General features: G+C 66.5%; 22 protein-coding genes and 3 tRNA genes. 6 read left to right on the top strand and 19 right to left on the bottom strand.

The window, feature by feature from the left end:
• Positions 1–94: 94 nt before the first annotated feature.
• Positions 95–967, bottom strand: a complete 873-nt coding sequence (gene rpsB / locus AC5RWU_RS15555; protein WP_494028805.1) for a 30S ribosomal protein S2 — start codon at positions 965–967, stop codon at positions 95–97.
• 529 nt (positions 968–1496) lie between these two features.
• Here rpsB and AC5RWU_RS15550 point away from each other — a divergent pair.
• Positions 1497–2051 carry a M23 family metallopeptidase gene (locus tag AC5RWU_RS15550; RefSeq protein WP_494028806.1) on the top strand — a complete coding sequence of 185 codons (555 nt, stop codon included), beginning with the start codon at positions 1497–1499 and terminating at the stop codon, positions 2049–2051.
• 197 nt (positions 2052–2248) lie between these two features.
• Here AC5RWU_RS15550 and AC5RWU_RS15545 read toward each other — a convergent pair whose 3' ends face one another.
• On the bottom strand, positions 2249–2893 hold the full coding sequence (locus AC5RWU_RS15545) for a DUF3060 domain-containing protein (protein ID WP_494028807.1): 645 nt from the start codon (positions 2891–2893) through the stop codon (positions 2249–2251).
• A gap of 143 nt (positions 2894–3036) precedes the next feature.
• Between AC5RWU_RS15545 and AC5RWU_RS15540 the strand changes: the two genes are divergently transcribed.
• Positions 3037–4512 carry a sensor histidine kinase gene (locus AC5RWU_RS15540; RefSeq protein ID WP_494028808.1) on the top strand — a complete coding sequence of 492 codons (1476 nt, stop codon included), beginning with the start codon at positions 3037–3039 and terminating at the stop codon, positions 4510–4512.
• Positions 4500–5165: a response regulator gene (locus tag AC5RWU_RS15535; protein ID WP_494028809.1), complete on the top strand. Its 666-nt coding sequence runs from the start codon at positions 4500–4502 to the stop codon at positions 5163–5165. The genes AC5RWU_RS15540 and AC5RWU_RS15535 overlap by 13 nt, the downstream gene beginning before the upstream one ends.
• A 149-nt stretch (positions 5166–5314) precedes the next feature.
• Here the strand turns inward: AC5RWU_RS15535 and AC5RWU_RS15530 are convergent.
• Positions 5315–5388, bottom strand: a tRNA-Ile gene (locus tag AC5RWU_RS15530).
• Positions 5389–5512: 124 nt separating this feature from the next.
• On the opposite strand from AC5RWU_RS15530, the gene AC5RWU_RS15525 reads away from it, so the two are divergent.
• The gene (locus tag AC5RWU_RS15525; RefSeq protein ID WP_494028810.1) at positions 5513–6022 is read left to right on the top strand and encodes a hypothetical protein; all 510 of its coding nucleotides are present in this window, start codon (positions 5513–5515) and stop codon (positions 6020–6022) included.
• A 14-nt stretch (positions 6023–6036) separates the two neighbouring features.
• Here AC5RWU_RS15525 and AC5RWU_RS15520 read toward each other — a convergent pair whose 3' ends face one another.
• From AC5RWU_RS15520 to AC5RWU_RS15505, 4 genes are read right to left on the bottom strand one after another with little or no spacing between them, the layout of a single operon-like run.
• Positions 6037–7227, bottom strand: a complete 1191-nt coding sequence (locus AC5RWU_RS15520) for a glycosyltransferase (protein ID WP_494028811.1) — start codon at positions 7225–7227, stop codon at positions 6037–6039.
• 11 nt (positions 7228–7238) lie between these two features.
• Positions 7239–8165, bottom strand: coding sequence for a DMT family transporter (locus tag AC5RWU_RS15515; RefSeq protein ID WP_494028812.1), 927 nt, complete (start codon positions 8163–8165; stop codon positions 7239–7241).
• 24 nt (positions 8166–8189) lie between these two features.
• Positions 8190–8807, bottom strand: a complete 618-nt coding sequence (locus tag AC5RWU_RS15510; protein WP_494028813.1) for a CDP-alcohol phosphatidyltransferase family protein — start codon at positions 8805–8807, stop codon at positions 8190–8192.
• A 13-nt stretch (positions 8808–8820) separates the two neighbouring features.
• Positions 8821–9573 (bottom strand): phage holin family protein, encoded by a 753-nt coding sequence (locus AC5RWU_RS15505; protein WP_494028814.1) that lies wholly within the window; start codon positions 9571–9573, stop codon positions 8821–8823.
• 260 nt (positions 9574–9833) lie between these two features.
• Between AC5RWU_RS15505 and AC5RWU_RS15500 the strand changes: the two genes are divergently transcribed.
• On the top strand, positions 9834–10028 hold the full coding sequence (locus AC5RWU_RS15500) for a hypothetical protein (RefSeq protein WP_494037058.1): 195 nt from the start codon (positions 9834–9836) through the stop codon (positions 10026–10028).
• Between the two features lie 65 nt (positions 10029–10093).
• Here AC5RWU_RS15500 and AC5RWU_RS15495 read toward each other — a convergent pair whose 3' ends face one another.
• From AC5RWU_RS15495 to AC5RWU_RS15485, 3 genes are all read right to left on the bottom strand, one after another.
• Positions 10094–11281, bottom strand: coding sequence for an NAD(P)-dependent malic enzyme (locus AC5RWU_RS15495; protein WP_494028816.1), 1188 nt, complete (start codon positions 11279–11281; stop codon positions 10094–10096).
• A gap of 255 nt (positions 11282–11536) precedes the next feature.
• Positions 11537–12664: an NADH:flavin oxidoreductase gene (locus tag AC5RWU_RS15490; RefSeq protein WP_494028817.1), complete on the bottom strand. Its 1128-nt coding sequence runs from the start codon at positions 12662–12664 to the stop codon at positions 11537–11539.
• 55 nt (positions 12665–12719) lie between these two features.
• Positions 12720–13322 carry a DoxX family protein gene (locus tag AC5RWU_RS15485; RefSeq protein ID WP_494028818.1) on the bottom strand — a complete coding sequence of 201 codons (603 nt, stop codon included), beginning with the start codon at positions 13320–13322 and terminating at the stop codon, positions 12720–12722.
• 270 nt (positions 13323–13592) lie between these two features.
• On the opposite strand from AC5RWU_RS15485, the gene AC5RWU_RS15480 reads away from it, so the two are divergent.
• Positions 13593–14573 (top strand): hypothetical protein, encoded by a 981-nt coding sequence (locus AC5RWU_RS15480; protein ID WP_494028819.1) that lies wholly within the window; start codon positions 13593–13595, stop codon positions 14571–14573.
• A gap of 86 nt (positions 14574–14659) precedes the next feature.
• Here AC5RWU_RS15480 and AC5RWU_RS15475 read toward each other — a convergent pair.
• The 9 genes from AC5RWU_RS15475 to AC5RWU_RS15435 form a co-directional block, all read right to left on the bottom strand.
• Positions 14660–14732, bottom strand: a tRNA-Asn gene (locus AC5RWU_RS15475).
• A 142-nt stretch (positions 14733–14874) separates the two neighbouring features.
• A tRNA-Asn gene (locus AC5RWU_RS15470) sits at positions 14875–14947 on the bottom strand.
• Between the two features lie 89 nt (positions 14948–15036).
• Positions 15037–17040 carry a DNA primase gene (gene dnaG / locus AC5RWU_RS15465; RefSeq protein WP_494028820.1) on the bottom strand — a complete coding sequence of 668 codons (2004 nt, stop codon included), beginning with the start codon at positions 17038–17040 and terminating at the stop codon, positions 15037–15039.
• Positions 17041–17073: 33 nt separating this feature from the next.
• Entirely contained in the window at positions 17074–18357 is a 1284-nt protein-coding gene (locus tag AC5RWU_RS15460) for a deoxyguanosinetriphosphate triphosphohydrolase (protein ID WP_494028821.1), read from the bottom strand.
• Positions 18358–18363: 6 nt separating this feature from the next.
• On the bottom strand, positions 18364–19527 hold the full coding sequence (gene dusB, locus AC5RWU_RS15455; RefSeq protein WP_494028904.1) for a tRNA dihydrouridine synthase DusB: 1164 nt from the start codon (positions 19525–19527) through the stop codon (positions 18364–18366).
• Positions 19528–19629: 102 nt separating this feature from the next.
• Entirely contained in the window at positions 19630–21030 is a 1401-nt protein-coding gene (locus AC5RWU_RS15450) for a YibE/F family protein (protein ID WP_494028822.1), read from the bottom strand.
• 397 nt (positions 21031–21427) lie between these two features.
• Positions 21428–22324: a GNAT family N-acetyltransferase gene (locus AC5RWU_RS15445; protein WP_494028823.1), complete on the bottom strand. Its 897-nt coding sequence runs from the start codon at positions 22322–22324 to the stop codon at positions 21428–21430.
• Between the two features lie 4 nt (positions 22325–22328).
• Positions 22329–23717 (bottom strand): glycine--tRNA ligase, encoded by a 1389-nt coding sequence (locus AC5RWU_RS15440; protein ID WP_494028824.1) that lies wholly within the window; start codon positions 23715–23717, stop codon positions 22329–22331.
• Between the two features lie 87 nt (positions 23718–23804).
• Positions 23805–24857 carry a DMT family transporter gene (locus AC5RWU_RS15435; RefSeq protein ID WP_494037057.1) on the bottom strand — a complete coding sequence of 351 codons (1053 nt, stop codon included), beginning with the start codon at positions 24855–24857 and terminating at the stop codon, positions 23805–23807.
• Between the last annotated feature and the right edge of the window lie 4 nt (positions 24858–24861).

Raw genomic sequence — 24861 nt, 5'->3', positions numbered from 1 at the left:
TTTCTTTCTTTCGCTGGCATCCCTCTTCGACGGTGTCCAGCCGGCCTGCCGGTGACCCGCACGGCGACCTGTTCACCGTGCAGGAAGTTCAGATTTACTTGTCGGCGTCTGCAGCGTCGGCGGCCGGTGCCTCAGTGGCCGGAGCCTCAGCGGCCGGAGCTTCTGCTGCTTCCCCTGCTGCCTTGGATTCGGCAGCGGAGCCTTCGAGGAGCTCGCGCTCCCACTCCGCGAGCGGCTCGGCGGAGGTGCCCTCCTGGGTACCGCCGGCGGCGCGGTTGGTGCGGGCGATCAGTCCCTCTGCGACGGCGTCGGCGACAACGCGGGTCAGCAGGTTGACGGAGCGGATAGCGTCGTCGTTGCCCGGGATCGGGAAGTCGACCTCGTCCGGATCACAGTTGGTGTCCAGGATGGCAACGACCGGGATGCCCAGCTTCTGGGCCTCGTCGACGGCGAGGTGTTCCTTCTTGGTGTCGACGATCCAGATCAGGGACGGAGTCTTGGTCAGGTTGCGGATACCGCCCAGGGTCTTCTCCAGCTTGTCCTTCTCGCGCTGCAGGATGAGCAGTTCCTTCTTGGTGCGGCCGGAACCGGCAACATCCTCGAAGTTGATCTCCTCGAGCTCCTTGAGGCGCTGGATGCGCTTGGCAACGGTGGTGAAGTTGGTGAGCATGCCGCCCAACCAGCGCTGGTTGACGTACGGCTGGCCCACGCGGGTGGCCTGCTCGGCGATGGCTTCCTGGGCCTGCTTCTTGGTACCCACGAAGAGCACGGTGCCGCCGTGGGCAACAGTGGCCTTGATGAATTCGTAGGCGCGGTCGATGTAGGACAGCGACTGCTGCAGGTCAATGATGTAGATGCCGTTGCGCTCGGTGAAGATGAAGCGCTTCATCTTCGGGTTCCAACGGCGGGTCTGGTGACCGAAGTGGACGCCGCTGTCGAGCAGTTGGCGCATGGTAACGACTGGCATGTCGTATTCCTTCCGGCAGGATCACACGGGCGCTGCGGCCCGGGCGTCTGCCAATAGACGGTTGTCGGCGTCCGCCCGGATCAGGCGGTGCCCCTGGTGCCCGAGAGCTCCTTGGAAGATCCTGTTTGGAGGATCTCCGCGAAGCATGCGTCCCGTGACCGGCCGGAGCCGGACCGCGTGGGACACACTCCACCCACGATCCCTGCGGGACAATGGTTGGGTTTCGGACACGCGTAGTCAGCCGAAGCCCGCAGCACCGCCGCTGCGGCCCCAAGGGCCGCCCGGACACGCGCCATGGACACAGACGACTGCTTGGTCCAGTGTACTACAGGGACGGGACCGGCCCGGACCACCGCGCAGCTCCGGCGGCCGCGCTGCAACACCCCAGGCAGGGGCTTTCCGCCTGGGTTCTCCGCAGGTATTCTCCGCTGCCGCCACCTGTCCTGCACAGGCGCCCGGAGCGTCCGCAGCATCCACATCCGCACTCCCCACCATGGTCCGCGGCAACCCGTCAGCCCAGGCTTGAAGCATGCCCCTTCAGGATCAATCCTCAACCCGGACCCGGGCTGTGCCGCTGCTGCTGCTCATCCTGGCGTTGCTAACGACGGCGGCGCTGCCCGCCTCGGGTGCCTCCCCCGGCCTTGCCGGGACCCGTGCCGGCGCCGGCTTCGTACCGCCGTCGGAGTGGCCGCTCATGCCCAAGCCGGAGGTCAGCCGGAAGTTCGAGGTGCCCCCTAAGCCTTGGTCGAGCGGGCACCGCGGCGTCGATCTGCGGGCCGCCCCGGCCCAGCAGGTCCTCAGCCCTGCCGACGGCACAGTCTCCTTCGTTGGCTGGGTCGTGGACCGGCCAGTCATCACCATCGACCACGGCAGTGGACTGCGAAGCAGTTTTGAACCGGTCAGGTCAGCCCTCACGGTCGGGGAAACCGTGCGCGAGGGCCAGGCGGTGGGGACGCTCAGCACCGAGGCGCACTGCCCTTTCGCCTGCGTGCATTGGGGAGTCAGGCTCAATGGGGAATACGTTGATCCGCTTGCCTACGTCATGGACAAAAGGCCCTCGATCCTGCTGCCCGTGCCAGGCTAAGCCACATGTCGGGATGACGGGTGCAGGGCCCAGCCACCCGAGCCGCAGCACACAATTGCACCTCATGTTGCGCGTGACAACACGGGGTGCAATTGCGGAGGCGGCCAGCGGGGGAACTGGGACCTCACCGGGCCCTGCACGGCCAGGCAGGCGGGGAACCTGCAAGGGGTGGCCGCACAGAGCGCTCCTGCCGGGCGTCAGCCGCCGGTGATCGTGTTGCTGCCGCCTTCGTTCCGGGTCTCCGGGGAGCCCTGCTGGTAAGTGACGGAATTGGCAGAACCATCGAGCCTGATTTCCTCGTTCACGGTGCCGAGCATCAACGAGTTGCTGCTGCCCTCGACCCTGAGTTTCTGCAGGTTCTGCACCGTAACCGTATTGCCGTCGGCATCAATCCGCACATCGTCGGCGCGCTCGATGTCCACCGTGTTGTTCATGCCCTCAATGTCGATGTTGTGGCAATTGCCGCTGATCACGACCTCGTTGTCGCTGCCTTCCACATCGATCTCACCGCCGCCGTTGCACTGGATCGTGATGCTGACTCCGGAATCGCGGAGGTTGAATTCCTGGCCGGCGCTCAAAGCCACCGTGCCGTCCGGGCCGATGGTGGCGGAGCTGGTGCTTGTTGGCGAGGCGGAGGGGGACTCAGACGGCGAGCCGGAGGGCGATGCCGAGTCGGTCGCTTCGCCGGCAGGACTGCTGGTGTCGTCGCTGGTGACCGTTGCGGTGGACGTCGGACCGGCGTCGCCGGAGCCGGCCGGTGGCCCTCCAACACCACAGGCCGTCAGCGCGGCGAGGGCACCGACAGTGCCGATCAGTGCGGGGAAACGGCTTAGGGCTTTCATCGTGTGCTCCTTATGAGGATTGAGTTGCAGCTGTGAGCTACCTCCATCGTGCTATCGATTGCATACGTTGTCATGAAGGAAATTCTGCTGTCGGCATTTTGGGGGACTGGCCGGTCCGTCTTCCATAGGGCAAACTGCTGGACATGGGGACCCTGCCGCCGTCGTCCGATGGCAATATTTCCGGCCTGGCCGCTGCCGGCGTGCCGGAATCCGCTGCGGCCGGATCCGGGAAGCCCCGCTCCCCCGGGCAGCCATCCGCAGGAAAACCATCCGCCGGAAAGCCATCGGCCGCCGGCGGCGCGGCTCCCTCCAGCAGCGCTTCAGCCCGGCCCGCAGCCGGCCCGGCGAATATCCAGACGGCAACTGCCCGGACGGCAGCCGCCCACCGGAGCGCCGCCGTCGAACTGGCCTCCGCCGGGCGCCGCGGACGCGCCCTCAAAGCCAAGACCGTCGCGATCCTGCGCCTGGCGCAGCTGCTCCCCTGGCCGATTGCCATGCTGCTGGGTGCGGACATCGGCATCATCGAGTTCGAACTCGCGGTATCCGTCTACGCAGTGGTGGCCGTCTGGTCCCTGATCTGGGCCACGATGCTGTTCAGCCGGATGGAGCTGCCCCGGTGGTCGGTCTGGGTGGATACCGCCGTCGTCGGCGGCGCCCTGGTCCTGGCTCCGCTGGCCTGCTACCCGCTGGATGCTTCCGGTTGGGCCAATGCCGCGCTCGCCCCCGCCCTGGGTACCGCCGTCGCCATCGGCTTCGGCCTGGGCCGGCTGCAGGCCTGGGCAGCGGCGGTGGCACTGCTCGCGGCCGCGGCACCGGGTGCCGTGCGTACCTTCATGGAAGGCGGCTCCGCTTCCGCCTTCGCCTTCGCCGCGTCCCTGGCCAACGCCGGAACGATGCTGCTGGCCGTTCTCCTGGCCGCGCTTTTCGCCCGCTATCTGGACAGGCAGGCCGATCTCAGTACCCGCGCCGCAGCTGGCTTGGACGCCATGCTCGAGGCATCCGACCAGGAAAACGCGAAGGGCGAGGAACGCGTCCGGCAGTACCGCATACTCCACGACACGGTGCTGTCGACGCTCAGCGCGATTGCCCGCGGCGTCGACCCCTCCGATCCGCTGGTCCGGCAGCGGTGCGCCGCCGACGCCGAATACCTGCGCAGCATCATTTCCTCCGAAGGCCTGTCCAACGCCAACCGGCTGCAGAGTGAACTGGCAACCGTCGGCCGGGACCAGGCCGCGCTGGGCCTGCGGGTCCACCAGCACGTCGCGGACCTGCCGGCGGGCCTGCCCAGCGCCGTCGTCCACGCCATCGCCGAATCATCCCGCGAGGCATTGAACAACGTCCTCAAGCACAGCGGCACGGACCAGGCCTGGATCACCGCCATAGGCGGCGACAGCGACAACGGCGCCGACGATAACAGCGCCGGCGCCGAAGGCGGCAACGGCGCCCGCATCACCGTCACGATAACCGACCGCGGCACGGGCTTCGACCCCGCCACGGCCACCGAGGGCCTCGGCCTGCAGCAGTCCATTATCGGGCGGATGCGGGAAGTCGGGGGCCAGGCCTTCGTCGACAGTTCCCCCGGCCACGGAACAACAGTGGAGCTGCAATGGCCAGGGTAATCAACGTCGCGGCCATCGATGACGATCAGATGCTGCTGCAGGGCATGCTCGCCTGGCTCGCCCCTATCGACGACGTGGCCATCGTGTCCACCGCGGCGACCGTAGCCGAGTTCCTGGAGCGCCGGGCCGGCGGCGACCGGGTCGACGTCGTACTCCTGGACCTGAACCTGCGCGACGGCACCCTACCGGCGGAGAATGTGACCCGGCTGCTGCGCAGCGGGGCCGTTGTCCTGGTGGTGTCCACCATCGGCGACCGTGAGCATGTGCTCGCCACGATCGAGGCCGGCGCTGCCGGCTACATCACCAAGGACAATGACCTGCCGGCACTGCTGGACGCCATCCGCACCGTGGCCGACGGCGGCGTGGTGGTCAGTCCGGAACTCGCCTTCGTCTTCAGCACCGACCGCCGCCCGGACCGGCCCCAGCTCTCGCCCCAGGAAGCACTGGTGCTGCGCATCTATGCCTCCGGTGCCACACTGCAGGCCACCGCCCGGAAGGCGGGCATCGCCTACGGAACGGCGCGTGAGTACCTCGACCGGGTCAAGCGCAAGTACACCGAAGCGGGGCGGCCGACGCGTTCCAAGCTGGATCTGGTGGACCGCTACCGGGAAGACCGCCTGGACCTGGATGAAATCCCCGGTGCCGGACAGTAAGGAACCCCCGGGAGGGATTCCGAGGACAAGGACCGCTTCTGTGAACGGTCGGGGCGGAGCCGCCTCATGCTACCTCAGGAATCCCGCCAGGAGGTTCCTTAGCAACAGTTTCCTGCGGCGCAATGCGCCTGTCAACGCGGCTTTTCGGGTAGGGCGGGTGGGGCTTGAACCCACGACCAAAGGATTATGAGTCCTCTGCTCTGACCAGCTGAGCTACCGCCCCCTGAGCCGTCTGACAGCTTCAGGCGGCTTTTCCATCTTAGTGGCAATCGGGCCGATCTCACACTCCGACAGGCTTTGGCCCCGGCCGCAGCAGCAGTGCATGCGCCCGCAGCTAGAGTGGTGGCATGAGCAGCACCGCAGCCCGCCCCTACAAGATCGAACGCCCGGCCTCCGTATTCCAGGCCATCATGTCCTGGGTCAGCATTCCGATGGCGCTGCTGCTGCCGCTGTGGGTGGTGGCGGGACGTGCCCTCTTCGGTGCGGGCGGCTGGATGGTCGTGATCCTGGGCCTGACGCTGGGGCCGGTGCTGGTCCTGCTGCTGCTCTGGTCCGCGATCCTGATCACTGTCAATGCCGGGCGCTACCGGCCCTACGGCGCTCCGCTGAAGACCTCGTTCCTGCTGCTCGGCGTCTATGCGGCCGGCTTCCTGTTCGGCTTCACGGTGCCGGACTTCGGGGATGCGCCGGGCAGCGGCGGATCGGCCATGTCCAGGCTGTTGGGCGAGGAGACAGCCGGCATTTCCGCTGCGCTGTCCAATCCGTTCGGCATCGCCCTGCTGGGGCTGTCCATAGTGCTGCTGGTCACAGCGTTCAAGGACTCGCGCCGTGCCCGCCGGGAACGGATGGGCGGTTAGACCCGCGAGTCTTCCTAGGCGAGGTCCGGGGTCTGGCCCCGGTACAGCGCTTCGAAGTTATCCAGCGTCGCCTTGATGCTGTGCTTGTTGACCATCTCCCGGCTCACCTTGCCCATCTGGGCGAGCTCTTCGGCAGGGAGGGACAGCACCTTGGTGATCTTCTCCGCCAGTTCGTCGCTGTCCCCCGGCGTGAACAGGTAGCCGTTCTGGCCCTCCTTGACCAGGTGCGGCAGCGCCATGGCGTTGGCCAGCACCACCGGTGTGGAGGCGGACATGGCCTCCAGGGTCACCAGGGACTGCAGCTCCGCGGTGCCGGGCATGCAGAAGAGTGCGGCACGCAGGTACGCCAGCCGCAGTTCCTCGTCGCTGATCAATCCCAGGAACTTCACCCGGTCTCCCACGCCCAGTTCCGCGACCCTGGCTTCAAGCGCCGGCCGGACCTCGCCGCCGCCGGCGATCTCGAGGTGGACGTTGAGCTCCTTGGGGGTCTTGGCGATGGCATCGATCAGCACCTCGATGTTCTTCTCCTGTGCCAGGCGGCCGGCGAAGAGCACCGTCGGGTGTTCCGGCTTCTCCACGGTCTCCCCCGGCTTGAGCTCGTATGCTGCGGCATCGATGCCATTGGAGATCGGCAGCACGCTGCGCAGGCAGGCATGCTCGTACATTGCCTTGGCCGCCAGGGGCGTCGGGGTGGTCACAACCTCCGCCTTGCCCATCACCTTGCCCATGTCCCGCCACGAGTTCTTTGCGACGATCTTCAGGAACCAGTCCGGGAACGGCAGGAACGGGTTCAGGTTCTCCGGCATGAAGTGGTTCGTCGCAATGACCCGGATACCGCGCTTCAGCGCCTCGTAGAGGGTATGTTCGCCGATCATGTAGTGGCACTGGACGTGGACCACATCCGGCTGCACATGGTCGAAGAGCAGGCTGAGTTCTTTCTTGATCTCCCAGGGGAAGCAGATCCGCCAGGTCTCGTGCGTCGGAACAGCGTGGGACCGCAGCCGGTGGATCTGCGCCTCGGGCTGAATTTCGGTGAAACTCCCGCCCTTGTCCACTCGGGCGGCAACGACGTGGACATCGTGGCCCCGGGCCGTCATGCCCTTGGCCAGCCGGTAGCCGAACTGGGCCGCTCCATTGACGTCCGGCGGGTAGGTATCCGCAGCGATCAGGATGGTCAGTGGTTTTTTGCCAGCCGGGTCGGTCACGCAGGAAACTCCTAGTCAGTTTTCGGTTTGGTGCCTACGGAAGCTGTGCGCCGCCGTCGTGCCTCATCCTGCCGCTGGATCACATCCGGATGGTGGCGTGACAGCGCAATGACCCCCACAATAGCAACCAAAGATGCGATCCCCATGGATATCGCCATGACGGCCTGCACATCGGGTCGCAGTTCCTCCAGGATCACAATGCCGATGGCGATGCCGACGATCGGGTCGATGACCGTCAGTCCGGCGACCACCAGGTCGGGAGGCCCGCTGGCATAAGCGCTCTGGACGAACCAGGAACCGAGCAGGCCTGCTACCGCGATGGCGATCACCGAATACCAGGGCACGTTGGCCAGGAACCGTCCATTGGGATCGAAGAGGTGGATGGTGATCAGCCGGGTGAGCACGGCCACGAAGCCGAAGAGCATGCCGGCACCCAGAATGTACGCGAAGGCGTTGAGCCGGTGCCTGAAGGACAGTGCCAGCGTGCCGAAAATGAGTACGACGACGGCCAGCAGCAGTACCGTCGTCAGCTCGTCTTCGGCGGAAACACCGTGGGTTTCCTGCGTAACGTTGACCGCGAGCAGCACGAACAGCGCACTGCCCGATACGCAGGCGGTGATCGCCACGATGGTCATGCGGTTGAGCCGGATCCCCTGGTCCTTGGAATTGACGATGGTGGTGATCACCAGCGCAATGGCGCCGATGGGCTGGACGACCGTCAGCGGCGCGGATGCCAGCGCCACCACATTCAGCCCCATGCCCAGCGCCAGCAGGACAAGCCCCAGGACCCAGCGGGGGCTGCGAAGCAGCCGCAGGAAGCCATTGGTGTTCAGGGCCAGCCCGCCGGTGCTGTCCTTGACCGCGCTGGACTGGCGCTGCGCGCCGATGGCCAGGAAGAACGCACCCAGCAGGGCGCACAGGACGGCTATCCAGACCACAGGCAAGCCTCCCGGACGGCGGGGCTACCGGTCACCGGCATCGCCTTTTTCGAGGCGATGCTTGCGATAGGAAGCCACCATGTAGTCGCAGAACGCCACAAGGTGTCCGACGCAGCCGATGGCCAGGATGATGTTGGCAGCAAGTTCCACGCCGCCGCCGTCGAACCCCTCCACCCGGCTCAGCAGCAGCAGCGGGGCGCCGACCAGCAGGATGGCGGTGCGCACCTTGCCCACCGCGCTGACCGGCAGGTCTGGGCTGCCATGGAAGAGGATCAGTGAATTGACCAGCAGGATCGCATCGGGGATGACGATCGCCAGGACCAGCCACAGCGGCGCAATGCCGGACGCCACAAAGGTCACCGCGACGACGATCAGCATGAGGCGGTCCGCCATCGGATCCAGCCACTTGCCGATCTTCGACACCTGATTGAAGCGCCGGGCAACATAGCCGTCCACCCAGTCCGTGGAACCGACCACGGCAAGCACGACGACGGCGGCCAGGTAGTCCCGCGTGACGATCAGCCAGACGAACAGCGGTACGCCCAGGAACCGGAAGATCGTTATCAGGTTGGGAACCGTCCAGAATGTGTCCAGCTCCCGTGGTTCCCGGCCGGAACGCGCCCCAGAGTTGATCAGTCTCACGGTTGTTTCAGGTCTATTTCTGCAGCAGCCTGCGGAGCAGAACGGCGATGGTGCCCAGGGAAATCGCCAGGACGGTCAGGGGAACCCAGCGGTCCTTCAGCGTCTGCACGGCATCACCGCTGCCCGCCTCCCCGCCCCGCTGCGAGGAGGGGAACCTGGTCTTGATGCTGTCGGCGGCATGGGCCGCGCCGGACTTCGCGTCACGGACCAAGCTGCTGGCCTGGGTCCTGACGTCGAGCTTGCGGCCAAGGCCGTCGCGGGCGTCCGCCAGGTGCAGGCGGCGCAGCTCGGAGCGCTTCTGCAGTTCACCGATGGACGGTGCCGGCTCCTTGTGCTCGGCCGCCTTCTTCTCCTCCGGCTTGGGTTTCTCCTTCTTCACGTCCAGCGTGGCCGGGTTGAAGCTGCGGCCTTCCTTCAGGACGCCGATGTCATACTTCACACCGCGGATGGCGCTCTCCGGCACCAGCGGCATGGCCTTCTTGAACCGGGACAGCCCGATCAGCGCCCCGATGAGCGCGATCACCAGGAAGATGCCGGCGACCAGCAGCGCTGCCAGCCACGGCGACATCAGCGTGGCGAAACCCATGATGGCCGCCACGATCAGCGCGACGGCCAGGAAGGCGATGAAAGCCAGCGCGACGGCGAAGAAGCCCGCGGCAATGCCGGCCTGGACACCCTTGCGCTTCATCTCCTCCAGCGCCAGGGCAACCTCGTCGCTGATCTGGCGCGGGGTCAGCCGACCGAGAACCCTGGCGAGCCCCATCATGGAAGAAGTTCCTGGTGTTCGAGTCCCGCGAGTGCTAGCCGAGCTGGTCATGGGGCCGCCTCCGTCCGCCTGTAGGTTGTACCTCGTAAAACTGTTCCTAAACTACCATTGACGGTTCCCCATCATCCGTCGACAGTATCCTTCGTACCATTGTTCGCACCAATACAAAATGTCCTGGCTGCTTCCGCAGGCCAACAGGAAGCGAATCCTCCGGACGGGTGCGGACGGAGAAATTGTCCATTTCCATGATCGGAGCAGCTGTGAACGGCAACAGGAGGCCCGGCGGCGCCAGCCGCAACAGACGCGGGCTGTTCGTTGGAGCCGTGCTGGGCGCCGTCGTCGGCCTTTTCGTTGGGCGCTTCGTCGGACATGCGCTGTTCGGCGCGGTCCTGGGGGCCGTCGTCGTCGGCCTCCTGCTGTACCGAGTGAATCCCGGCAGGCGCCCCAAGGAATAGGGCACACGGAACAGCAGCAAGAGGGCCGGCGTCGGGTGTCCGACGTCGGCCCTGCGCTGTTCGGGTTACTCCGCCGTGCCGGCCTCCCACGCGGCGCCGACCGCCTCGGCCACGGCAGGCGCGACCCGCGGATCCAGCGGGCTCGGAACGATGTAGTCGGCACGGACCTCGTCCTTGACCAGCGCGAAGATCGCATTCGCCGCGGCGACCTTCATGGCCGGTGTGATCCGCTTGGCACCGCTGTCCAGCGCACCGCGGAAGATCCCCGGGAAGGCCAGCACGTTGTTGATCTGGTTCGGGAAGTCGCTGCGTCCGGTGGCCACCACGGCGGCATACTGCGCTGCAGTTTCCGGGTGAACTTCCGGGTCCGGGTTGGACAGGGCGAAGACAATGCCCTCCGGCGCCATCTTTGCCAGCAGTTCCTCCGGCAGCTTCGCGGAGGAGACGCCGACGAACACGTTCGCCCCGTCCAGGGCTTCGGCGACGCCGCCGGAGATCCCGCGCGGATTCGTCCGCCGTGCGAGCTCCGACTTGATCCCGTTCAGATCGGTGCGGTCCGCGGAGATGATGCCCTTGGAATCCAGCACCACCACATCCGGGATGCCTGCCTCCAGCAGGATATTGGCGCACGCGACACCGGCGGCTCCGGCGCCGGAGATCACCACGCGCAGTTCCGGCAGGTTCTTGCCGACGACGGCGGCCGCACCCTGCAGTGCCGCCAGCAGCACGACGGCGGTGCCGTGCTGGTCATCATGCATCACCGGGCAGTCCAGCGCTTCGATCAGCCGCTGTTCGAGCTCAAAGCAGCGCGGCGCGGAAATGTCCTCCAGGTTCACCGCGCCGAAGCTGGGGCGCAGGCGGACCAGGGTTTCGATAATCTCGTCGACATCGGTCGTGTCCAGGACCAGCGGAATGGAGTCAAGGTCGCCGAAGGCCTTGAACAGCGCGGACTTGCCCTCCATCACCGGCAGGGAGGCCCGGGCGCCGATGTTGCCCAGGCCCAGGACCGCGGTCCCGTCGCTGACGACGGCAACCAGGCGGTTGGTCCAGGTGTGGGTCCTGGCCATCTGAGGGTCGGCTGCGATGGCGCGGCTGACCTGGGCGACGCCCGGGGTGTAGGCAATGGACAGGGCGCGGATGGAGTCCAGCGGCATCGAGCCTTGGACTGAAAGCTTGCCGCCCTCATGGGCCCGGAAGATTTCTTCTTCCGTGATGCTCTGTGCGGGTGCCTGGGTAGCTGTAGTTGCGGTCATCGAATATCTCCTGTTTTCGGCGTCACAAAAAATCGAAAGGGCAAGGCGGCATCCGGGCAGGTGCGGATACCGCGGCCATTGGGGCAGGGCAACAGGATGTCGTGCCGCTGGCGGGAAAGCGCTCCGGCTCATGCGCGCGGATGGCGGGCTGGAAGGCCGTAAGCGGGATCAAGGAGTGTGACTATCTAGTCACAGCGATCCCCTGAGCGCAACTCACCGGATTCTTTGTGACGCGATGAGGATGCGGACCGGTGTCTAGCTCAGCCGCTCCCGGTGCTTGACGCTGAAGGGCACCAGTTCGTGCGTCCGGCCTGCCGCTGTCTTGTTCACCCATTCCGGGTCGGACAGCAGCGCGCGGCCGACGGCAACCAGGTCGAACTCGCCGCGGTCGAACTGCTCAATCAGGGGCCCGATGTCGCGCGTCTCGGAGGACGCACCCGGCGTCCAGGCGTTCTGGAACACGTTGCTCAGTCCCACGGAGCCAACCGTGATGGTGGGCGCGTCTGTCAGTTTTCGGGCCCATCCGGCCAGGCCCAGGACCGCGTCCGGGCCTTGGACGTCCTCGAACGCCGGCAGCCAGTACCGTCGGGTGGACGCGTGCAGTATGTCGACGCCGGCATCCACCAGCAGCCGCAGGATCTCCTCCAGTTCCTGCGGCGTATTGGCCAGGCGGACATCGTAGTGTCCGCCCTTCCACTGGGAGAAGCGGTAGACGATGGCGAAGTCCTCACCGACCGCCGACCGGATCGCTTTGACCACCTCCACGGGGAAACGGGTCCGGGCCGCCGCGGACCCGCCGAAACCGTCGCGGCGCAGGTTCGTCCTTTCCCACAGGAACTGGTCCAGCAGGTAACCGTGGGCACCATGCAGTTCGACGCCGTCGAACCCCACCCGCTTGGCCTCGACGGCGGCCTGGGTGAAATCCGCGATCAGGCCGTCAAGATCCGCCGTGGTCAGCTCGCGTCCCAGCGGCTGCCCGGAGAGGTCCAGCCCGGAGGGGCTGCTGGAGAGTACGTCCGGGTTGAACTTCGGGCGGCTGCCGCGGGCGGCGCCTGTGTGCCACAGCTGGGGAATGATGGCGCCTCCCTCTGCGTGGACAGCGTCGACAACGGTGCGCCAGCCTTCGAGGCTGCGCTCACCGTAGAACCGCGGCACCCTCAGACTGGGCCCGGCGGCGGCGTCGCGGATGTAGGTTCCTTCGGTAATGATCAGGCCCACGCCGCCAGCAGCCCGGCGTGCGTAGTAGCGGGCCACGTCGGCTCCGGGGACCCCGTCGGGCGAAAACTCCCGGGTCATCGGCGCCATGGCGAACCGGTTCCGCAGGCGGAGGGACTTAAGCTCGAAGGGGCTGAACAGGGTGGGGGCTGCGCTGTTGTCGCTCACATTGGGGTGCAACACCAACAGCGCATGCCCCATTCCCTGCAGGTATTCCTGCAGCCTACGAAGGGTGGGCCGTCAGCTGCGCTTCGTCCTGTTCCGTTTCCTCACCGCTGTCCGCCGGCTCCGCGCCGCCGGCGGCCGTGTCCGCCGGAGCCGGCTCAGGCAATTGGCGGTTCAGCAGCACCGCCGTAATGGCGGCCGCTCCGCCAAGCATGGCCAGCGTCATCATCCACGGCTTGTTGAGCACATTTCCGGTCAGGTGGTCCAGCGAGTAGCGGCCGGGACCGGCGACGCCCAGTGCCGCGGAAGCCAGGCCCAGCATTGCCGGATACTCCAGTCCGCCCTCGGTGTTGAAGAAGCCCTGGGGCTTATGGATGGCAGCCGCCCCCGCCATGGTGCTGGCCGCGGCAGCGCCGGCTGCCGGCGTCGCAAGCCCCAGCGCCAGCAAAGCGCCGCCGGCTGTCTCACCCACACCTGCTGCCACAGCGCTGGGATGGCCGGGATTGAAGCCGATGCTTTCAAAGAACTGGCCGGTTCCTTTGGGACCGTGCCCACCGAACCAGCCAAAGAGTTTCTGTGCGCCGTGGGCGGCAAGGGTGCCTCCGATGCCCAAACGAAGCAGCAGCAGTCCGGTGTCGAGCCGGGAGTTGTTCGAGTCCATCGTCCGATCCTTTCAGCCAAATACATGCCCTTCGCAGCGGCCTTGCCCGCGTTCACGCCCGGCCTGCTGCCTGTGATCTGCATCTCGAACCTACCACTGATGTCCGGGTGCGCGGCAGGGCACTGCAATAATGGAGGGCGCTTCCGGCCCCCGAACGGGCCACCCGACAATGACAGGTCATCCGCCGCCGCGGATGGCCTTTGTTTTGTCCTGCCTGCCGCACGGCTTTCCAGTGCGCTTCCCCCACCAACAGAATCAGGATCTGCACCTATGCCCGGATACCCCCGGATCGTCGCTGCCCTGTGCACGGCGGCCCTGGCGCTGGCCTTGCTGCTGGCTGTTCCACCTGCAGTTCCGGCCCAGGCGGCGCCGCCTGACACGCCGCTGACTACCCAGACCGTGGAACGGACCACCGATCTCATCGGCCCCGTTCCGCTGGCCTATGCCGGCAACGGCGTCATCGGCGAACCGAACTCAGCGGTGCGCACGGCCGTCATCGTCGTCCACGGGAACGGACGGAACGCACGGTCCTATGCCAGTTTGACCGAAGCAGCGGCCAGCCTGCACGGCTCCATCCGGTCGACGCTGGTGATCGCGCCGCATTTCCTGGCACCGGAGGACCTCCCGGACGGCCAGATGCACTGGGATGACGACGGCTGGAAGCACAGCGACAATTCGCTCGACCCCAGCGGCATATCCTCCTTCGCGGTGGTTGACCGGCTGCTGGCCCTGCTCGATGACGACACGTATCCGAACCTGGAACGGGTGGTCGTCACAGGCCACAGCGCCGGAGGGCAGTTCACGTCCCGCTGGGCCTCGGGCAGCAAGGCCCGGAACGTGGACCTTGTGGTTCCGGCGAACGCCGGGTCCTACCTGTACCTGGACAGCAACCGGCCCTACCCGTATGCGCAGTGCTCCGGAAGCTACAACGATTACAAGTACGGCCTGAACAAGGCGAATTCCTACATGCAGGCCTCGACCCGGGAGGAGCACCGCCAGCAACTGGCGGCCAAGCGGGTCATGTACCTGCTCGGCACGGCAGACACCGTCCGCGACGCCGACCTGGACACCTCCTGCGCCGCCGATTCCCAGGGGCTGAACCGGCTGGAACGGGGCCGCAGTTTCGTGGAAGAGCACCTGCCCCGGATCTACGGGCCGGACATTCCCAGGACCCACGGGCTGGTGGAAGTCCCCTACGTGGGCCACACCTGGGGCCTGTACCGGTTCAGCGAGGCCTACCCGCGTCCCTAGAGGCGCGGCCAAGGGGCCGGGCAGCCCGCCCGGACAAACAGGAAAGCCCCGGTCCAGCGGTTGACGCTGGACCGGGGCTCATTTCGCTCCCCCGACTGGACTCGAACCAGTAACCCTTCGATTAACAGTCGAATGCTCTGCCAATTGAGCTACGGGGGAAAGCAACGAATCAACTTTACAGGAAGATCCGTCATTCACCACATTCCGCCGGATTCCGTCCTTTTCAGTGATGAGGGACGGACCCGGCGGCAAAACCAAGGCCTTCTCCCCACGGGGTTTCCGCAGGTCGAAGGCCTTTTCGCTCCCCCGACTGGACTCGAACCAGTAACCCTTCGATTAACAGTCGAATGCTCTGCCAATTGAGCTACGGGGGAAAGCAACGGATACAAGCTTACTAGAAGGTCCAGCGCCGTACAAAATCGGCCGAGCGGCACTGCCGAGTCAGCGCTGGTCCCGGCTAGGCTCACTCCGCGCGGCGCAGCGCCCGCCGCTGCATTTCCAGTTCCATCAGCTCGCGGTTGAGCTGCTGGAACAGGGCCGGGTCCGCCGCCGGGTCCAGGCGCTGAAGCTGCCCCAGCTTCTCCGACTTCAGATGGGTGATCTGCAGTTCGGACAGCCGGTCAAGGATGTCCCTGCAGTACAGGAACAGGGCGTCGGCGTCCCGCGCGGGCAGCGGCGTCACGGCCAGTTCGCTGACGATGGACCGCAGGTCCTCCGGCACTGCCTGCCGGACGTGCTCGACCCACTGCGCCGGCGTTGCCCCGGCAGCCCCGGCCGACAGGATGGCCCGGTGCACCATCGCATAGAGCGGCACGGTGAATGCTGCGGTCCGGAAGCTGTCCCACCGGTCGGCGGTGAGCAGGCCCGGCTGCTGCAGCACGACTTCCAGCGCCTCCCGCTCCATCCGTGCCATCGGGTCGCGCGGATCCGGCCGGGCGAACGACGGCGCCGGCTCGCTTTGGTGCGCTTCGTGGCCGTGTGCGTCGCGGGCGCGTGATTCATGGTGTTCCTGCCGGCCATGGTTCCGGTGGTCCTGCCGCTCTCGCCGGGCGTCGCCGTCGTGCGCGCCCTTGGAATGCGGATCCCGGGAATGTCCGGCCTTGGCGTGCGCGTCCCTGCCATGCCCTTCCGTGGCGTGCGCACGCTTGGTCGCAGCCGCGACGGCGCGCGTGACGTCGTCGACGTCCATCCCCAGCCAGCCCGCCAGTTCCCTGCTGTAGGCCGGGCGCATGGCCGAGTCGCGGATCTGCGCGACCACCGGCGCGGAGGCGCGCAGCGCCTGGACCCGGCCCTCGACCGTGTCCAGGTCGTACTTCTTCAGCGTCGCCTTGATCGCGAATTCAAAGAGCGGGCGGCGCGAGGCGATGAGCTCGCGGACGGCATCGTCGCCCCTGGTCTGCCGCAGGTCGCACGGGTCCGCGCCGGTGGGTTCGACCGCAACGAAAGTCTGGGCGATGAACCGCTGGTCCTCCTGGAATGCCCGCAGCGCAGCCTTCTGCCCCGCTTCATCGCCGTCGAAGGTGAAGATGACCTCTCCGCCGGTGCCGTCGTCGGACAACAGCCGGCGGGCGATCTTGACGTGGTCGGTACCGAAGGCAGTGCCGCAGGTGGCCACCGCCGTCGTAATGCCGGCCAGGTGGCAGGCCATGACGTCGGTATAGCCTTCGACGACAACCAGTTGGCGCCCCTTGGCGATGTCCCGCTTGGCCAGGTCAATCCCGTAGAGGACCTGAGACTTCTTGTAGAGCGTGGTCTCCGGGGTGTTGAGGTATTTGGGGCCGGGATCGTCCTCGAAGAGCTTGCGCGCGCCGAAGCCGACCGTGTCACCGGTGATGTCCCGGATGGGCCAGATGAGGCGTCCGCGGAAGCGGTCGTAGATGCCGCGCTGGCCCTCGGAGAACATGCCCGTGTTCCTGAGTTCGTCGTCGCGGAAGCCGCGGCCGCGCAGGTGCTTGAGCAGTCCGTCCCAGCCCTGCGGGGCGAAGCCGACGCCGAAATGTGCAGCCGCGGAGGGGCCGAAACCGCGGGCGTCCAGGAACTGCTGCCCCTTCACCGCGCCAGGGGTCATCAGCTGGTCGCGGAAATACTCGGCGGCGATCTTGTGCGCGTCCAGCAGGCGCTGACGCTTGCCGACATCCTCGCGCCGCGGCCCGCTGCCGCCGTCCTCGTAGTGGAGTTCGAAGCCGATGCGGGCGGCCAGCTTCTCCACCGTTTCGCTGAAGGAGGTGTGGTCCATCTTCTGCACAAAGGAGATGACGTCACCGCTCTCACCGCAGCCGAAGCAGTGGTAGAAGCCCATCTGCGGGCGGACGTGGAAGGACGGCGAACGCTCATCGTGGAACGGGCACAGGCCCTTGAAGGAGCCGATACCGGCGGACTTCAGGGTCACGTAACCGTCGACGATCTCCTTGATGTCAGTGCGCTGGCGGACCTCGTCGATGTCCTCCCGCTTGATCAGGCCAGCCACAGCGTCATCTCCATCTGCACAGCGTCATCCCCGTCACCACAGCGCCCGGGCGGTCCCGGCCACCCGGCCGTGCATTGCTATGGCGGAGGCATCGGTGAGCGAGGCGACCTGGTCGATGACCACGCGGAGGCGGGCACCGTCGTCGTCCGCATCCCGCCAGTCCGCCGCGAAGGTGGGCTCCAGGTGCCGGTCCCCCGTAGCCGCCAACTGGTTCACGAGCTCCCCGAGGAGCTGGCGCTGCCGCTCGTACAGCGGCTGGCGGAGGTCGCTGGTCATCACGAAGGTAGTGGCCAGGCCCTTCATCACCGCAATCTCCATGACCGTCTCCTCCGGCACCACCACCTCGGCGCGGTACCGCGTCAGCGGATCCGGCCCGTAAATGTGGCGGGTGGTTTCCAGCGCGCTCTGGCAGAAGCGACCAATCAGCTGGCTGGTCATGTCCTTCAGCGCGGCCATCGACCGGCGGCTCCCGTCGTGCTCCGGGACCCACACTGCGGTGGCTTCCAGGCGGGCCAAGGCCGCCTCCACGGCTGCCGCATCGCTGTGCGGCAGGTACCACTGCTGGGTGTAGCCGATGACACGGCTGCGGTGGTCCGGATGCTCCATCCAGCGCAGCTGGAAATGGCCGGCGACGATGGCGTCCTCGACGTCGTGCACGGAATAGGAAATGTCGTCCGCCAGATCCATGACCTGCGCTTCGACGCAGGACCTGCCCTCCGGCGCGCCCTGGCGCAGCCAGTTGAAGACCGGCAGGTCGTCCTCATACGCACCGAATTTACTGGTGCGGTGGCCGTGGATGACCGGCGCCTTGGCCGCCGTCCACGGGTACTTGCAGGCGGCGTCCAGGCTGGCGCGGGTCAGGTTCAGCCCGGCGGGAGTGCCGTCCACGGCCATGATCTTGGGCTCCAGCCGGGTCAGCAGCCGCAGCGTCTGGGCGTTGCCTTCAAAGCCGCCGATGCTGTGCGCCAGCTCGTTGAGCGCGGCTTCGCCGTTGTGGCCGAAGGGCGGGTGGCCCAGGTCGTGGGACAAGCAGGCGGCGTCCACGATATCCGGGTCGCAGCCCAGGAGCCGGCCCAGTTCGCGGCCCACCTGGGCCACTTCGAGGCTGTGGGTGAGGCGGGTGCGGACAAAGTCATCCGTGTCCGGGGACACCACCTGGGTCTTGGCTCCGAGCCGGCGGAGCGCAGACGAATGCAGCACCCGGGCGCGGTCGCGTTCGAAGTGGGTCCGGTAGGTGCTCTTGGGCGGTTCGGTGACCCAGCGCTCCTGGTCGAATTCCGTATAGCCGGAGGGCTGGGGTGACTGCGTGCTGGTCATGTCCTCTTAGCCACCTGACACGTCGAGTTCGGCTGCGGAAATCTGGGCCTGCTGCTCGCTGTTGAGGCAGCGCTCCTCGAGCCAGCCGTCCGGCAGGGCAACGCGCTTGGCGCTGCCGGCGCGGCCGCGCGGGCCCTCCGCGTCCGGGCCCGGATACGGGGCGTCCCGGTCCAGCTGGTCCAGCAGTTCCCGGAGCACTTCCAGCGTGGGAACCTGGGCGAGCCGGGCGCGCAGTTCGCCCCCGACGGTGTAGCCCTTGAAATACCAGGCCACATGCTTGCGGATGTCCCGCAGCGCCTTGCCCTCGTCTTCGAAATTGTCCACGAGCAGTTCGGCGTGCCGGTAGAACGTCTCCGCGACCTTCGCCAACCCCGGGCGGAACCGCCGGTCACTGCCTTCGAAGGCGGCCTGCAGGTCGCCGAACAGCCACGGCCGGCCCTGGCAGCCCCGGCCGATCACGACGCCGTCGACGCCGGTCTGCTGCACCATGCGGATGGCGTCCTCGGCGGACCAGATGTCCCCGTTGCCCAGCACCGGCACGTCCGGCAGTTCCTCGCGCAGGCGCGCGATCGCATCCCAGTCGGCCTGGCCTGAGTAGAACTGCGACGTCGTCCGGCCGTGGAGTGCGACGGCGGCGGCTCCGCTGTCGCGGGCGATGCGGCCGGCGTCGAGGTACGTGAGGTGGTCGTCGTCGATCCCCTTGCGCATTTTGATAGTCAGCGGGATGTTGGCCTTGGCCGCTTCCCTGACCGCCGTCCGGACGATGGCGGTGAACAGATCCAGCTTCCACGGCAGGGCGGACCCGCCGCCGCGGCGGGTGACCTTGGCCACCGGGCAGCCGAAGTTCAGGTCGATATGGTCCGCGCGGTCTTCCTCCACCAGCATGCGGACGGCTGCGCCGACCGTGACCGGGTCCACGCCGTACAGCTGGACGGAACGGATCTTCTCGTCCTCGTCATGCTTGATCAGGCGCATGGATTCCGGCGTGCGCTCGACCAAAGCCCGCGAGGTCACCATTTCGGAGACGTACAGACCACCGCCGTATTCGCGGCACAGCCGGCGGAAGGCGGTGTTGGTGATGCCGGCCATCGGCGCCAGGATCACCGGCGTGTCAATGGTCAGCGGCCCCAGTTGAAGCGGCGGAAGCTCCAGCCTCGTCTCAGGCGGCATCCCCGTCGTCGTCCTGGCGGGAGAAAGAGCGGATGTAACAGTCACCCATCTATTCTCTCAAGACAAGGCAAATTGAGCTTTTGGCCTGTGGATGATTCGTCATCACCGGTGTTCCGGGTCCCGGCTCTCCCGGTCCTGGTTCTCCCACTCCTGGTTCTCCCGGTCCCGGCGCGCCCTGCGGCTTTCCGGCGCCGGTTCGGTGCCTGTTGCCGCTTCGGTGCCCAGCACTTCCTCGATGGCCTGTGCACCGGCGGTTCCCGGCGCCACCCTTACCAGGTTGCGCGAGCCCACCGCTTTGACCACCAGGACGGCCACCGCCGTCGTCATGGGAATGGCGAGGACCAGCCCGACCGAACCGACCAAGGTGCGCACGATTTCCTCGGCGAGTTCACCGCTGGTGAGCGTGTCGATCAGCGGGCGCTCGTACAGGGACACGAGCAGCAGCACCGGCAGGGCGGCGCCGGCGTAGGCAAACGCGATGGTGTAGACCGTGGAGGCGATGTGGTCGCGCCCGATGCGCATGGCGCCGGAGAACAAGCGCCGGGCGGTGGTGTTGGGCGCGAGTTCATACAGTTCCCAGACCGCCGAGGACTGGGTGATGGTCACGTCATTGAGTACACCGAGTCCGGAGATGATCAGCCCGCACATGATGATGCCGGAGATGGAGATACTGTCGGAGGCATTGATGAGCTGGTAGGAATTGTCGTCTCCCACGCCGGTCAGGAACGCTGCGTCCGTGGCCCACGCGCCGAGCAGCGCCGTCACTCCCAGTCCGAAGAGCGTGCCCAGCAGCGCCGTCGAGGTCCGCGAGGAAAAGCCATGGGCGAAGTAGAGCACACCGAACATGATCACGGCCGAACCCACCAGCCCCAGCAGCAGCGGCGGTTTACCTTCCACCAGCCCGGGCAGCATGAACTGGGCCATGACGACGTAGGCGCCGAGCAGTCCGATCATCGCCCGCAGGCCGCGCCAGCGGGCAACGGCAACAACGACGACGGCGTACAACACCGCGAGCAGGGCGATCGGGGCAGTGCGGACAAAATCAACGAACACATACAGGGAGGCGGCGTTGCCTTGAATGACCTGCTCGAGGTTGAGGTAGCGGATCGTGTCGCCGGCTTCGACGGCGTTGACCTGGGCGATCTCCGGCGTCACCTCAACCGGAATCACCGAACCGCCTGCATCTGGCATGGTGAAAGCGACCTGGCATTGCTGTGACTGTCCGCCGGCAGCGACGGTGGCAACCGACGATGGACAGTCCTCGATGCCTACCCGCTGCACCTGGCCGGTATCGAAGGTCACGCCCTCAGCCGTGGCATACGGGTCTGCGATGGTCACGCCGCTGCGGTCGCCCGAAGGCCACAGCAGCACCAACCCCACCAGTGTCAGCACCGCTACCGGCACCAGGATGGCCGTCAGCAACAGGTTGGCCCGGCGCCGGGCAGCGATCATGGCCGGTGTTTGCGTGGCCTCTTCTACGGCATGGGAATGGCTGTGGCCCACGAATCCGCCCTTCGTCTTTGGGTCGACGCCCTGATGTCAATGCCCTTCATAAGACTAGACACTGCCGCGGCACCTGACAGCGCAGCAAGGCCACAGGACGGCCGAATCACGGGGAATCAGGACCGCCGGTGATTGTTATCACAGCAGGAGCCACAACTAAACCCGGATGAGGCTGTTTCGAGGTGGACCGTGACGGTCCGCTCTCCGAAGGCCGATACGTGATGCTCCCCGGTCAGAACGGCGGGGGTGGTTCGTCGCGCCGCGTTTCCGGAGCATGGTTCTCCGTGGTCCGGTTTCCCGCCGGGCGGCGGTTTCTCCGGTAGATCGCCGCCGGCAGGAGATCCCCGGGTTTCAACTCGGCCCTGGCGGGCCTCCCTCAACCACGGGGGCGGTACTCTCAGTCGCTGACCACCAGGGATTCGCGTATGACGGACGCCGTCCCTGCCTCAAGCAGAGGCTCCACCACCGCCACAAGTTCCGTCATCGAGTCATCCAGTTCGATCTCCACCGGGTACTGGTGCACCAGAAGCGCCAGCAGCTTCGCGATGGAGGAGCGCACATCCGCTGCCTCCGGGGCATAGCCGAAGAGCACGTCGGCCGGGGCCTCCTGGGAATGCCGCTCGTAGCTAATGGCAAACGCCTGGATACTGCCGCCGATGCGCAGCACAACAGCGCCATGGGCCCCTGCCGCTTCGCCGAGGAACAACTGGTTGACCTTGCCCAGCCCCAGCTCCGCCGGCGGATCCCACTGGTGCACTGCACGGTAGAAGTCCCACAGGGCGCGCGTCAGCTCGACGGAACCGGTGGCCAGATCTTCAACCTGTGCCTCGCTTTCCTCAGTCAGCCCGCTGACCTGCAGGGCGCCGGGTTCCACCCGGACGATCCGGGACCGCTGGATCGGCTGCAGCCCGACGCTCGCGGCAAAGTGCGCGCCATCGGAACCGGGTATGACCTTGCTCCGCAATTTGGTCACCAACCCGGGCCTGGACTCGCGGGCCCCCTCGAGCTCATGGCGAAGCATGGTCAGCAGTGTGGAGCCGATGCCAAAGTTCCGGTGGTCCTTGGCCACCTCGACGTATGCCCAGAGCCGCTCCGGGTGGACGCTGGCTTCGCTGACGACGCCGGCCGCCACCGGAATGCCCGAATCCTCCGCCACGATGGTGCGGACGAAGGGATTGTCGGATGCTTCGCGGAACAGGGCCCGGTCATCGGCGGAGCGCTCGGCATCGCCCCAGATTTCCAGCAGCGCCAGGTCGTCGCCTTCACGCCACGGCCGGTACGTCACATTCGTCATGCTGCTAGGCGCCGATGAGCTTCGCGGCAAGGTACCCCTCTACCTTGTCCAGGCCCACACGTTCCTGCGCCATGGTGTCCCGCTCACGGATCGTGACGGCCTGGTCCTCAAGGGTGTCGAAGTCCACCGTGATGCAGAACGGGGTGCCGATTTCGTCCTGGCGGCGGTAGCGGCGGCCGATCGCGCCAGCATCGTCGAAATCGATGTTCCAGTTCCGGCGCAGCTGTGCGCCCAGGTCCTTGGCCTTCGGCGAGAGGGCCTCGTTCCGGCTCAGCGGCAGCACCGCGGCCTTGACCGGAGCCAGCCGCGGGTCAAGCTTGAGCACGGTGCGCTTGTCCACGCCGCCCTTGGTATTGGGGGCTTCGTCCTCGGCGTAGGCATCAACAAGGAACGCCATGAAAGAGCGAGTGAGGCCGGCGGCCGGTTCGATGACGTACGGAACGTAGCGCTCGTCGGTCGCCTGATTGAAGTAGCTCAGGTCGGTGCCCGAGTGCTTGGCATGCGTGGTCAGGTCGAAGTCCGTCCGGTTGGCGATGCCCTCCAGCTCGCCCCATTCGGAGCCTTGGAACCCGAAGCGGTATTCGATGTCCGTGGTGCCCTTGGAATAGTGGCTCAGCTTGTCCAGGGGGTGCTCGAACAGGCGCAGGTTTTCCGGCTTGATGCCCAGATCCGTGTACCACTTCAGGCGGGTATCGATCCAGTACTTGTGCCACTCTTCGTCGGTGCCGGGCTCGACGAAGTACTCCATTTCCATCTGCTCGAACTCACGGGTGCGGAAGATGAAGTTTCCGGGTGTGATCTCGTTGCGGAAGGATTTGCCGATCTGGCCGATGCCGAACGGCGGCTTCTTGCGGGAGGTGGTCAGCACGTTGTTGAAGTTCACGAAGATGCCCTGGGCGGTCTCGGGGCGGAGGTAGTGCAGGCCTTCCTCGTTGGCCACCGGGCCCAGATAGGTCCGCAGCAGGCCGGAGAATTCCTGCGGTTCGGTCCACTGGCCCTTGGTGCCGCAGTTGGCGCAGGCGATATCGGCCAGGCCGTTCTCGGCGGCGCGGCCTTTCTTCTCCTCGTATTCCTCCTCGAGGTGGTCCGCACGGAAGCGCTTGTGGCAGCTGAGGCACTCGACCAGCGGGTCGCTGAAGACCTCGACGTGGCCGGAGGCTTCCCACACCTGGCGGGGCAGGATCACGGACGAGTCCAGGCCTACTACGTCCTCGCGGCCGCGGACCATGGACTGCCACCACTGGCGCTTGACGTTTTCCTTCAGCTCCACGCCCAGCGGCCCGTAATCCCAAGCGGAACGCGAACCACCGTAGATCTCACCGGCCTGGAAGACGAAGCCGCGGCGCTTCGCGAGAGAGATGATCGGGTCCAGATTGGATTTAGCTGCTGCCATAGTGGTGACTCCAAAGAAATACAAGGCCGCTGGGTGCGGTCCGCTTAGGGCAAGCCTACCTGCCGGACCGCCGGAACAAAGTCCGGCCTAGAAAACGGAACGCCCGACCTGCTCTCTTCTTTGCTTCCGCTTGCCGTTCCTGCCGTGGCGCCGCGGGTGCCAGGGCAGGACGGCGATGACGACAGCGGCAAGGGTCGCCACGGCGCCGGCGACCGATGCGAAGTCGACATGCGCATTCTCCACGGGGAACAGCAGATCCATCAGCAGCGACCCGAACAGCTGTCCGGAGACCAGGCCCAGTCCCATCAGCAGGACCCCGATGTGGCGGACCAGCACAGTAGCCAGGCCCACGAAGAGGCAACCCAGGGCGCCGCCGACGTAGTACCACGGCTCGGCCGGCAGGGATTCACCGAACCCGGTGATACCCAGCTTGACCAGCCATGCCAGCAGGAGCGCCGCCGCGCCGGCCGCGAAATTGACCAGGGTCGCGGTCAGCGGGGTGCCATAGCCGACGGCGGCACTGCCGTTCATGGCCTGCTGGAAGCTCAGCAGGAAACCCGCCACCAAGGGAAAGACGATGGTGGCCATGAGGACGGTCAGGTCCACGCCCTGCTCGAGCTCCGGGGAGATGGCCCACAGCACAGCCATGATGGCGAGCCAGCCGCCCAGCAGACGCTGCACATTCAGCGGCCGCGGGCTTGCGGAGCCAAATCCTGTCCGGTCGATGAGCAGGCCGCTGATCGTCCGCCCGGCCACAACCGCGACGGTGAACAGCGCCACGCCGATGGTCCCGACCGTAAGAGTTTGGGTCAGGACATAGAAGGCACCGAACACACCCGCGGCCATGTACCAGGCCGGAAACCGCCTGGCCCTAAGGGCCGGCCCGATTTCGCCCAGGCCTTTCCGGCCCGCCGGCACCGCCGCGGTGGCCACGGCCATGACGATCAGTCCCACGCCGAAACTCACCAGGGCAGCAAGGATCCCGTCCTCGGTGCGATCCGATAATGCGCTGTTGATCCTCGCCTGCAGCGGCATCAGCAGGCCGGTCAGCACCGCCAGGCAGATCCCGACCGCGGCCGGGATCTGCCTGACCTGCCGCGCGGCCTGTCCTTCGGCGACCCGGGTGGATTCAGGCATCATGGCT

The sequence above is a fragment of the Arthrobacter sp. B0427-1-12 genome (assembly GCF_059092905.1).
Note: the sequence above shows the minus strand (reverse complement) of the source record. Positions and strands in the feature narration are given on the sequence as shown.